Raw genomic sequence first — 11,500 nt, forward strand, 5'->3', positions numbered from 1 at the left:
GTTGAGGAGCTCGTTGTTGTCGATGTGGACGCGGTCGCGGATCTGGCGGCGTACCGCTCACACCGTCACTTCTTCGGGAGCCACTTCTTCCACGTCGGCCCGTTCGCCTTGACCCACTTCTCCGCCGCCTTCTCCGGCGTGAGCTTCTGATCCGCGATCATCAGGGCGACCTCGTTCTGCGCCTCGGTCGTCCAGTGGAAGTTCTTCAGCAGCGTCGCCGCGCCGCCGCCCTTCTTCGCGAAGTCCGCGTTCAGGTACTTCTGGAGCGGGGTGTGCGGATAGGCGCAGGCGACCTTCTTCGCGTCGGCGTCGCAGCCCTCCTTGTACTCCGGGAGCTTGACCTCCGTCATCGGGACCTTCTGGAACAGCCACTGCGGCGTGTACCAGTAGGTGAGGAAGGGCTTCTTCTCCTTGGCGAACTGCTTCATCTGGGTGATCTGCGCCGCCTCGGAGCCCGCGAAGACGACCTGGTAGTCCAGCTTCAGATTGGTCACCAGCGCCTTGTCGTTGGTGACGTACGACGGCGAGCCGTCCAGCAGTTGGCCCTTGCCGCCGCTCTCCGGGGTGCGGAACTGGTCCGCGTACTTGTTGAGGTTCCGCCAGTCGGTCACGTCCGGGTGCTGCTTCGCGAAGTACGTGGGGACGAACCAGCCGATGTGGCCGGTGACCCCGAGCCCGCCGCCCGGGGTGATCGTCTTCTTGTCCTTGACGTACCGCTGTTCCTGTTCCGGGTGGCCCCAGTCCTCCAGGATCGCGTCGACCCGGCCCTGGCTGAGGGCGTCCCACGCGGGGACCTCGTCGACCTGGACGGTGTCCACGCGGTAGCCCAGCTCGTGTTCGAGCAGATACGTCGCCACGGCCACGTTGGCCTGCGCCCCGACCCACGACTGTGTGGAGAGGGTGACGGTCTTCGAGCCCTGCGCGTTGGCGTACGGCGACGCCTGCTGGGTCATGTCGGCCGCGCCGCAGCCGGTGACGGCCAGCAGGGCGGTCGCCGAGGCGAGGGCCCCGGCCGTACGTACACGCATACGGATGTGTGCCATGTCAGGCCCCCTTCCTGTCTCCGCCACGGCGTTCCGTGGGCTGGGTCACCCGGTCCAGCATCAGGCCGAGGCAGACGATGGCCGCGCCCGCGACCAGGCCGGTCGCCAGGTCTCCCTGGGCCAGGCCGAACACCACGTCGTAACCGAGCGCACCGCCGCCGACCAGGCCGCCGATGATGACGACGGCGAGGACGAGGACCACGCCCTGGTTGAGCGCGAGGCGCAGCGCGGGTCCGGCGAGGGGCAGTTGGACCTGGCGGAGTTGCTGTGCGCCGGTCGCGCCGAGGGAGCGCGCGGACTCCAGCGCCGCCGGGTCGACCTGGCGGAGCCCCTGGGTGGTGATGCGGACGACGGCGGGCAGCGCGTAGACGACGGCCGCGGCGACCGCCGGCGCCCGGCCGACGCCGAAGAGCGCGACCACGGGGATCAGGTAGACGAACTGCGGCAGGGTCTGGAAGACGTCCAGGACGGGCCGCAGCAGCGCTTCGAAGCGGGCGCTGCGGGCCGCCGCGATCCCGGTGGCGAAGCCGATGACCAGGGTGACGGCGACGGCGGCGAGCACCTGGGAGAGCGTGTCCAGCGACGGCTTCCAGACGCCGAGTACGCCGATGGCGGCCAGGGCGAGGACGGCGGTGAGCGCCGTCTGCCAGGTGCCGATGAGCAGGGCGAGCGCGGCGACGATCAGCAGCAGCGCCCACCAGGGCAGCGCCTGGAGCCCGCCGCGCAGCGGGTCGAGCACCCAGGTGGTGAAGTGGCCGGCCCAGTCGGCGGTGCCGCCGATGACGGGGACCCCGGAGTAGAGGTGCGCGATCATCCAGTCGACGGCGGTGTTGACGGGCTCGGCGATGTTGAGGGACCAGCTCTCGGGCCAGTCGAGCCGGCCCACGAGACGTCCGGCGAGCGCGACGAGGGCGGCGGCCACGACCACGGCGGCCCAGCCGCGCCACCCCGTGCGGAACCGGTCCGCCGCCGACGACGCGGGGGGCCGGTCGAGGCCGGAGCCCGCCGCGGCGGTCGTACGGTCGAGGACCACGGCGAGCAGCACGATCGGCAGCCCGGCGGCGAGCGCCGCGCCGACGTCGACCGAGGCCAGCGCCTGGTAGACCCGGTCGCCGAGTCCCCCGGCGCCGATCACGGACGCGATGACGGCCATCGACAGCGCCATCATGATCGTCTGGTTGAGGCCGAGGAGAAGCTGTTTGCGGGCGAGCGGCAGCCGCGCGGTCAGCAGCCGCTGCTTGGCCGTCGCGCCGAGCGAGGTGACGGCTTCCATCACGCCGCCGTCGGCGTCGCGCAGGCCGAGCGCGGTGAGCCGGGCCATCGGCGGGGCCGCGTAGACGACGGTCGCGAGGACCGCCGCGGGCACGCCGATGCCGAAGATCAGCACGACGGGCAGCAGATAGGCGAAGGCGGGCAGCACCTGCATGGTGTCGAGTACGGGGCGCAGCGCGCGGTGCAGCCGCTCGGAGAGTCCGGCGGCGAGGCCGAGGAGCGCGCCGACCACCACGGACGCCGCGACGGCGACGATCATCAGCGAGAGCGTCTGCATCGTCGGCACCCACATGCCGAGCACCCCGCACAGGGCGACGGAGGCGGCGGCGGTGAGCGCGAGGCGCAGCCCCGCGACGCGCCAGGCGATCAGGCCGGCCGCGGCGGTGACCCCGGCCCAGCCCATGGCGAGCAGCAGCAGGTAGACGCCGCGTACGGAGAGGACGACGGCGTTGCTGAGGTAGCCGAAGAAGTAGAGGAAGAGCGGGTGGCTGTCGCGGTTGTCGATGATCCAGTCGCTGGCGTCGCCGAGCGGGGCGGAGAGGTCGACGGTGAGCGCGTCGGGCCAGACGGTGCCGGGCCAGCGGGTGAGGGCGAGCGGGACGAGGACGGCGGCGAACACCGCGAGCAGCAGGAGTTTGCCGAGTGCGGGGCGGCGTCGCAGCGCGGCGGAGAGGCCGGTGGCCGTCCCGGTCGAAGCCCCCGGCGTTCCCGGGGTTCCAGGGCCCCCGGGGGACCCTTGGGGGCCGGTGGCGGATCCGGTGCGGGCGGTCGTGCCCGTGGCGGCGGTCATCGCAGGGCCGCCTCTCCGTTCTCCGGTCGCGCCGCCGCGTCGGTACCGGAGGAACCGGCGGTACCGGAAGCGCTGGCGGCACCGGAAGCACTGGCGGCAGCGTCCGTACCGGAAGCCGCGGCCGTACCGTCGACTCCGGCGACCACCCCGAGCAGGCACGCGTGGTCGACGACGCCGAGGAGACTGCCCCCGTCGACCACCCGCGCCGTGGCGGCGCCGGAGCGCGCCACGGCCTCGATCGCCTCGGAGACGGTCGCGGTCGGCGCGAGCGCGGGGCCCGCGTTCGCGCCGGTGTCGCCCGGGACAGCGGGCCGCATGGCCGCCCGTACGGTGATGACCTGCTCGCGCGGTACGTCGCGGACGAAGTCCCGTACGTACGCGTCGGCCGGCTGCCCGACGATCTCCTCGGGCGTGCCGAGCTGCACGATCCGGCCGTCGCGCATCAGCGCGATACGGTCGCCGAGGCGCAGCGCCTCGTTGAGGTCGTGGGTGATGAAGACCATCGTGCGGCCCTCCTCCCGGTGCAGCCGGATGACCTCTTCCTGCATCTCGCGGCGGATCAGCGGGTCGAGCGCGCTGAACGGCTCGTCGAAGAGGAGTACCTGAGGGTCGACGGCGAGCGCGCGGGCCAGTCCGACGCGCTGCTGCTGGCCGCCGGAGAGCTGTCCTGGCCTGCGGTCCTCCAGACCGTCGAGGCCGACCTTGGAGACGACCTCGGCGGCCTTCTCGCGGCGCTCGGCGCGGCCCATGCCCTGGATCTCCAGGCCGTAGGCGACGTTGTCGAGCACGGAGCGGTGCGGCAGCAGGCCGAAGTGCTGGAAGACCATGGCGGCCCGGTGCCGGCGCAGGGCGCGCAGCCGGGACGTGTCCATCGACAGGACGTCCTCGCCGTCGATGGCGATCTCGCCGGACGTCGGCTCGATGAGCCGGGTCAGACAGCGTACGAGGGTGGACTTGCCGGAGCCCGACAGGCCCATGACGACGAAGACCTCGCCCTTGCGCACGTCGAAGGAGACATCGCGCACCGCGGCGGTACAGCCGGTGCGTTCGCGCAGCTCGGCCGGGGTGAGCGCGGCGAGTTCCGGATCGGCGGGTATACGGGTGGCCTGCGGGCCGAAGACCTTCCACAGGTCGCGTACGGCGAAGACCGGCGGCCGGTCGGTACGGCTCCCGCCCTCCGTGGTGGTTCCTTCGCGGTCGAGTTCGCTCATCGGATCAGCCCTTTCTCCTTGTCGGCTGCCCCCATGAGCAGTTCCGCGCACTTCTCCCCGACCATGAGGACCCCGATCATCGGATTCACCGCGGGCATCGTCGGGAAGACGGACGCGTCGGCGATACGGATGGATTGGAGTCCCCGGATCCTCAGATCGGGCGCGACGACAGCCTGTTCATCGGTGGCGGCACCCATCCGGCAGGTGCCGGCGGGGTGGTACACGGTGTGGGCGCACTTACGGGCGTACTCGCTCAGTTCCTCGTCGGAGGTGATCTCCGGGCCCGGCGCGACCTCGCGCTTCAGCCAGGCCGACAGCGGCTCGGCGGCGGCGACCCGGCGCGCGATCCTGATGCCGTCGACGAGCGTGCGGCCGTCGTAGTCGTCCTCGTCCGTGAAGTAGCGGAAGTCCAGGGCGGGTTTGACCTCGGGGTCCGGGCTCGTGAGGTAGAGCCGGCCGCGGCTGCGCGGCTTGGGGATGTTCGGTGTCATCGACACGCCGTGCTCGGGGCGTTCGTACCCGAGCCGCTCGGGGTTGTCGGTGAAGGGGATCTGGTAGAAGTGGAACATCAGGTCGGGGCCCCCGGCCTCCGGGTCGCGCCGGACGAACAGCCCCGCGTCGGAGTCCATCGCCGAGTTCTCCGGGATCGGCCCGTCGGTCTCCCAGACGATCACCGATTCGGGGTGGTCGAGCAGGTTCTCGCCGACGCCCGGCAGATCGTGGACGACGGGGATGCCGAGCTTCTCCAGGTCGGCGCGCGGGCCGATACCGGAGTGCAGCAGCAGCCGGGGTGTGTCGACGGCGCCCGCGCAGACGATGACCTCGGCGCGTGCCTCGATCAGCTTCTCCTCGCCGTCCGCCGTCCGTACCCGTACGCCGGTGGCGCGGGTCCCCGACAGCTCCAGCTTGTACGCCCAGGTCTCCAGCAGCAGATGGAGATTGGGCCGGTCGAGGAAGGGGTGGAGGTAGGCGACGGAGGCGGAGGAGCGCTTGTTGTCCTCCGGGTGGTAGGCGAGGTCGAAGAAGCCGACGCCTTCGTGGAAGGGCTTCTTGTTGAAGCCTTCGACGCGCGGGACGCCCAGGGCCGCCTGCGCCGCGTCGACGAAGTCGCGGGCGATGGCGTTGCGGTCCCGCTCGTCGACCGGTACGACGTTGTTGCGCAGCCGGGGGAAGTACGGGTCCATGGAGCCCGCGTCCCAGCCCTCGGCGCCCGCCGCCGCCCACTCGTCCCAGTCGGAGGGCAGCGGCTTGAACGCGATGAGCGTGTTGTGCGAGGAGCAGCCGCCCAGCACCCGGGCCCGGCTGTGCCGGATGTGGGAGTTGCCGCGCGGCTGCTCGGTCGTCGGGTAGTCGTAGTCCAGCTCACCGCCCAGCAGGCCCATCCAGCGGCGCAGGGTCAGTACGTCCTCGCGGTCGACGTCGGAGGGGCCGCCCTCGATGACGGCGACGGTGACGCCGGGGTTCTCGGTGAGCCGCGAGGCGATCACCGAGCCCGCCGTACCGCCTCCGACGACGACGTAGTCGTACGTGACCGGCGCGGCAGGGGCGACCGGGGCGGCCCCGGACGCCGGGGATGGCGCCCCCGCCGGGTCCGTCGTCCGCGCCGGGTCCGCCGCCCGCGCCGTGCTGCCCACCCTGTCCGTCATGCCCATGCGTGGTCTGCTCCTCTGCTGGAGGGTCGTACGAGGTTCTTGCGGCGCTGTTCCGGTGCTGGTCCCGCGCGGTACCGGTGCCGGTCCTGGGGCTGCTGCGGAGGCTGTTCCGGGGGCCTTGAGGAGGTACGCGTACGGGTCCCTCAAGGCCCCCCCGGGCGTCAGCCCTTGAACCAGCGGACCGGGCTCGGTGCGAGGTTCTGGTACACGTGCTTGGCCTCGCGGTACTCGGCGAGCCCCGCCGGTCCCAGCTCGCGCCCGATGCCGGACTTGCCGAATCCGCCCCACTCGGCCTGCGGCAGGTACGGGTGGAAGTCGTTGATCCATACGGTGCCGTGCCGCAGCCGGCCGGCCATGCGCCGCGCGCGCCCCGCGTCCGCGCTCCACACGCCGCCCGCGAGCCCGTACTCGGTGTCGTTGGCGAGGGCGACGGCCTCGTCCTCCGTACGGAAGGTCTCGACCGTCAGGACGGGGCCGAAGACCTCTTCCCGTACGACGCGCATCTCGCGGTGGCACTGGTCGAGGACGGTCGGCTCGTAGAAGTAGCCGCCGTCGGGCCGTACCCCGGACGGCTCGGGGCGCTTGCCACCGGAGCGCAGGACGGCGCCCTCGGCGAGCGCGGAGGCCACGTACTCCTCGGTCTTGGCGAGCTGCTGCGCGGAGACGAGCGGGCCGCACTCCACGCCGTCCTCGGTGCCCCGGCCGAGCCGGATCCGGCCGGCGCGGCGGGCCAGCTCCGCGACGAAGCGCTCGCGCAGCGACTCCTCGATGATCAGGCGGGAACCGGCGGAGCAGACCTGGCCGCTGTGGATGAACGCGGCGTTCAGCGCCTGGTCGACGGCGGTGTCGAAGCCCTCGACGGTGGCGCACGCGTCCGCGAAGACGACGTTCGGGTTCTTGCCGCCGAGTTCGAGGGCGACCTTCTTCACCCCGGGTGCCGCCGCCTGCATCACCTTCGTACCGCTGCTGAGGCCGCCGGTGAACGAGACGAGGTCCACGTCGGGGTGGGCGGAGAGGCGGGCGCCGACCGGGTCGCCCGCACCGGTCACGAGGTTGGCGACGCCGGGCGGCAGGCCCGCCTCGGCGAGCAGGTCGATGAGGTCGACCGTGGAGAGCGGGGTGACCTCGCTCGGCTTGATCACGAAGGTGTTGCCCGCGGCGAGCGCCGGAGCGATCTTCCAGCTCGCCTGGAGCAGCGGGTAGTTCCAGGGCGTGATCAGCGCGCAGACCCCGACGGGCTCGTGGACGACCACACTGTGGACGGTGTCCGAGCCGGCGTCGACGACCCGGCCGCCGCTTTCGTTCATCACCAGGTCCGCGAAGTAGCGGAAGGCGTCCGCGACACAGTCGACGTCGACGCGCCCCTCTTCGAGGGTCTTGCCCGAGTCCCTGCTCTCCAGCAGCGCTATCTTCTCGCGGTTGCGTATCAGCAGGTCGGCGGTCCTGCGCAGCAGCCCGGCCCGCTCCGCGACCGGGGTACGCGGCCAGGGGCCGTGGTCGAAGGCGGTGCGCGCGGCGGCCACCGCGGCGTCGGTGTCCTGGGTCCCGCCTTCGGACACGACGGCGAGCACCGTCGCGTCGGCGGGGTCGAGGATGTCCCGCGTGGCGCCGGACGCGGCTTCACGCCATTTTCCGTCCACATGAATCGTCTGTTGTGCCGACACTTCGCGTATTGCCTTCCATTCCCGGAACATTCCTCACCAGCGACAACTGGCGATTCAGGCATCTGCCCAGGGGGGTGGAAAGCATGCGTGCGGCGTGACCGAAAGTGCGCTGTGTCTCTTTCCGTGCCTCTTTCGGCCACGCCGTACGCCGACGGCCCTCACGCCGTACGCCGACGTCGTGGTCAGTCGTCGGCGGGCTCGTCGCGGACCCGGAGGCCCGCCAGCCACAGCGGCGTCAGCCAGTGCACGATCACGGCCACGACCAGGGCATACGACAGCGACACCGTCACGTCCCTGTCCCCGAGCGCGTGCAGGACGACGAAGACGAGGGCGCCCCCCAGCAGCACACGGAGGGTGATCCCGTGGGCGCGCGCCCTGACCAGGTCGCGCTCGGCGCGCTGCCGCTCGTCCAGCATCCGGCCGCGCAGCTCCAGCAGCCCGTGCGTGGCGCCGTTGAGCACCCCGGTCGCCAGGCACCAGGGCAGGAGCAGCCCGATCATCACGAGGAGCGGCCAGGTCCGGTCCATGGCCTGTGCCGCGCCCCAGGAGCCGATCATGAGCACGGTCAGCGCGACATGGGCGCCGACGACCAGCTTTCTGCGGGCGGCCGTCGCGTGGAACGGCCCGGCCCCGTCCCGGTTCATCAGCGCGTACATGCGCCGGTCGTACGCCGTCGGCGCCGAGGGCTCCGGTGTCTCTCGTGCGGTCATCACTGCTTCCTCCCGTAGACCTCGTGCGTGAGCGGGCTGAAAGGTTCGAGGGAGAACAGCGCCTCCATGGGGAGGCTGAAGTACTCCGCGATCCTCAGGGCCAGGTCGAGGCTGGGGTTGTACTGCCCGCGCTCGATGTAGCCGACGGTCTGGTAGTGGGCTCCCACTGCCTCGGCCAACTGCTGACGGGACACTTTCCGTTCAGCTCTCACCACGGCCAACCTGTTGTGCACCTGCTCGCTCATGTATAAGAAGTACTACATTCATGAGCGGGTTGGCAACGCAAAGGCCCCGTACGGCCGGTGATGGTCCGGCGGTACGGGGCCTCTGTGAAGCGGGGGGTGCGGGTTCGGTCAGAGCAGGCCGAGCTCGCGCACGGCGTCGCGCTCCTCCGCCAGCTCCTTGACCGAGGCGTCGATCCGGGCGCGCGAGAAGTCGTTGATGTCCAGGCCCTGGACGATCTCGTACACGCCGCCCTTGGTGGTGACGGGGAAGGAGGAGATCAGGCCCTCCGGCACACCGTACGAACCGTCCGACGGGATGCCCATCGAGGTCCAGTCGCCGTCGGCGGTGCCGTTGACCCAGGTGTGGACGTGGTCGATGGCCGCGTTGGCGGCGGACGCGGCCGAGGACGCGCCACGGGCCTCGATGATCGCCGCGCCACGCTTGGCGACGGTCGGGATGAAGGTGTCGGCCAGCCACGCCTCGTCGTTGACGGCCTCGGCGGCGTTCTTGCCGGCGATCTCCGCGTGGAAGATGTCCGGGTACTGCGTGGCGGAGTGGTTGCCCCAGATCGTCAGCCGCTTGATGTCGGAGACGGCGGCGCCGGTCTTGGCGGCCAGCTGCGAGATGGCGCGGTTGTGGTCGAGGCGCGTCATCGCGGTGAAGCGCTCGCGCGGTACGTCCGGGGCGGCGGCCTGCGCGATCAGCGCGTTGGTGTTGGCCGGGTTGCCCACGACGAGGACCTTGATGTCGTCGGCCGCGTGGTCGTTGATCGCCTTGCCCTGCGGCTTGAAGATGCCGCCGTTGGCGGAGAGCAGGTCACCGCGCTCCATGCCCTTCGTACGGGGGCGGGCGCCGACCAGCAGGGCGACGTTCGCTCCGTCGAAGGCGACGTTCGGGTCGTCGGTGATCTCGATGCCGCTGAGCAGCGGGAAGGCGCAGTCGTCCAGCTCCATCGCGGTGCCCTCGGCGGCCTTGAGGCCCTGAGGGATCTCAAGGAGACGCAGCTTGACCGGCACGTCCGAGCCGAGGAGCTGGCCGGAGGCGATGCGGAAGAGCAGCGCGTAACCGATCTGGCCGGCCGCGCCGGTGACGGTGACATTCACGGGAGTGCGGGTCATGGCGGTCTCCGTAAGACAGTCTGGCGGTGGGGGTCCCTGCCCCTGATGCGGGACATCTCCGCAGCGCCGCTCCGCACGCGGGCCGGTGTTCGACCGCCCGCCGTCCGAATCTTGACGTGAAGAGATATCCGGCGGCCAGGCTATCCGACCGGGGACGGCCCGCACCCACGCCCCCTTTGTGGCGCGGCTCACGACCCGTACGGATCGCCCGGTGGCCGTGCGGGTTCCGCCGCTACCGCTGGGGCGTGGTGCAGCCCTTCTCGCCGGTGGTGAGCGTCGCGCACGCCTTGACGCTCGCCGCGTCCGGCGCCGCGAACATCGCGGTGTACCCGTTGGTGCCGGTCTTCACCGAACCGCTCTGGCCGTTGCTCGGGTCCTGGCCCTGACCTGCGCCTTGGTCCTGACCTGTGCCTTGGTCCTGATCCTTCGCCGCGGCGATCCGTATCTCGTCGCCGAGGGCCGCCTGCGTGATCCGCGCCCAGGCGGCGGCGCAGGTCTTGCTGTAGCGGACCTCGACCAGCGCCGCACCGACCGTGGCACTGGCGACGGTCTCGGTGAACTGGCCGCCGCAGCCCATGTCTTCCGGGTCCTTGCCGGCGCACGCGTCACCGGCGCACTTCACGCCTTCGGGCAGCACCGGTGCGCTGGTGGACGGCTTGGGCGAGGGGGGCTGGGCGACCGCCTTGCCGTCGCCGTCACCACCGAGGTCGGTGAGCGCGAAGGCGGCGGCGACCACCACCAGCGCACCGGCGACACCGGACACGAAGACCGTCGCCTTGCGCCGGCCGCCCTTGCCGCCCTTGACGCCCTTGCCGCTCTTACCGTTCTTGCCGCCGGATCGCGAGCCGGTTCCGGGGCCGGGCGGGGAGGAGAGCGGTGCCCCTTGCGCCGCGTGCGCGCTGTGCCTTCCGGGCGTCGCTGACGCGCCGTGCGTTCCCCGCGGGGGTACGGTGCCACGTCCGCGCCCGGCCGCCGCCGCGCCGCCGCCCGTGGCGTCACCCGCGTCGACGACAGGATTCTTGCCGGATTCGGCAAGTGCTGTCCGTGCCTGGGAGATACGGATCGCTTCCATGGTCATGTCGTGGCGCATCTCGGAACGGCTCCAGGCCCGCTCCGCCAGCTCCCACATCGTGGTCAGATGGATCTGATGCGTGCCGGTGACCTCGGCCAGCGCGACGACCGCGCCCTTGGGCGGGAGCAACCGCCCGCTCAGATAACGCTCCCACGACGTCTTGCTGTAGCCGGTTCTGTCGGCCACGGCGGCGATGCTCAGACCGCTGCGGTCGACGAGCCTGCGCAACTGGCTGGTGAACTCGCTGACCTCCGGGTCGAGCCCTTCCGGTAGCGCCTTCCAACGAGGCATTCCGCCTCCCCCTTGTCCCCCCGCACGTGCCTGATGAGCCCCGCGCTGTGCCTGCTCCCCCGCGCTGCCTTGCTCCCCGCGCCGCAGCCACCCGGCCCGTCCCCCGGCTTTTCCCCCTGCCGTGGACCGCCGTGTAAGGCGCACCCGGCCCAGGATGCCAGGCCCTGGGCGCGCCGCGCACGGGAGCATTCGGGGCCGCGCACGCGCGTCGACGCGCGCCCCGGCCCGAACACCGCCCCAGTCTCCCATCCGTTGCGCATTGATCACACCATGGCGGAATGGTCACTTCCGCGTCACACGCGCCAACGAAGAATCCTGGGAACGCTTCCACATGAACACCGGCGGCCCGTCCTCCTCGGGGAGGACGGGCCGCCCGCACCCACGGGGGGACCGGGGGGCCGGGCCCCCCCCCCTACCCCCTGCGCACCGTGGCCGGGAGGGGGTGCAGCCGG

Annotated in this window: 9 protein-coding genes; all 9 read right to left on the bottom strand. The window is 71.6% G+C overall.

Annotated elements, in window-relative coordinates; genetic code table 11:
- Window positions 1-65: 65 nt before the first annotated feature.
- The gene (locus tag ACFXPL_RS36220) at window positions 66-1,028 is read right to left on the bottom strand and encodes an ABC transporter substrate-binding protein (protein WP_384927437.1); all 963 of its coding nucleotides are present in this window, start codon (window positions 1,026-1,028) and stop codon (window positions 66-68) included.
- 16 nt (window positions 1,029-1,044) lie between these two features.
- Window positions 1,045-3,105, bottom strand: coding sequence for an ABC transporter permease (locus ACFXPL_RS36225; protein ID WP_384927429.1), 2,061 nt, complete (start codon window positions 3,103-3,105; stop codon window positions 1,045-1,047).
- Window positions 3,102-4,316 carry a glycine betaine/L-proline ABC transporter ATP-binding protein gene (locus tag ACFXPL_RS36230; protein WP_384927430.1) on the bottom strand — a complete coding sequence of 405 codons (1,215 nt, stop codon included), beginning with the start codon at window positions 4,314-4,316 and terminating at the stop codon, window positions 3,102-3,104. The genes ACFXPL_RS36225 and ACFXPL_RS36230 overlap by 4 nt, the downstream gene beginning before the upstream one ends.
- On the bottom strand, window positions 4,313-5,968 hold the full coding sequence (locus ACFXPL_RS36235; protein WP_384927431.1) for a GMC family oxidoreductase: 1,656 nt from the start codon (window positions 5,966-5,968) through the stop codon (window positions 4,313-4,315). Before ACFXPL_RS36235 ends, ACFXPL_RS36230 begins: the two co-directional genes overlap by 4 nt.
- Before the next feature lie 161 nt (window positions 5,969-6,129).
- Window positions 6,130-7,662 carry an aldehyde dehydrogenase family protein gene (locus tag ACFXPL_RS36240; protein WP_384927432.1) on the bottom strand — a complete coding sequence of 511 codons (1,533 nt, stop codon included), beginning with the start codon at window positions 7,660-7,662 and terminating at the stop codon, window positions 6,130-6,132.
- A gap of 152 nt (window positions 7,663-7,814) precedes the next feature.
- Entirely contained in the window at window positions 7,815-8,342 is a 528-nt protein-coding gene (locus ACFXPL_RS36245; RefSeq protein WP_384927433.1) for a hypothetical protein, read from the bottom strand.
- Window positions 8,342-8,587, bottom strand: coding sequence for a helix-turn-helix transcriptional regulator (locus tag ACFXPL_RS36250; protein ID WP_384927434.1), 246 nt, complete (start codon window positions 8,585-8,587; stop codon window positions 8,342-8,344). The genes ACFXPL_RS36245 and ACFXPL_RS36250 overlap by 1 nt, the downstream gene beginning before the upstream one ends.
- 108 nt (window positions 8,588-8,695) lie before the next feature.
- Window positions 8,696-9,685: a malate dehydrogenase gene (locus tag ACFXPL_RS36255; RefSeq protein ID WP_384927435.1), complete on the bottom strand. Its 990-nt coding sequence runs from the start codon at window positions 9,683-9,685 to the stop codon at window positions 8,696-8,698.
- A 232-nt stretch (window positions 9,686-9,917) separates the two neighbouring features.
- Window positions 9,918-11,048 (bottom strand): helix-turn-helix domain-containing protein, encoded by a 1,131-nt coding sequence (locus tag ACFXPL_RS36260; RefSeq protein ID WP_384927436.1) that lies wholly within the window; start codon window positions 11,046-11,048, stop codon window positions 9,918-9,920.
- Window positions 11,049-11,500: the final 452 nt, after the last annotated feature.

This window comes from Streptomyces sp. NPDC059092, assembly GCF_042756365.1.
In the GTDB taxonomy this organism is placed as follows: domain Bacteria; phylum Actinomycetota; class Actinomycetes; order Streptomycetales; family Streptomycetaceae; genus Streptomyces.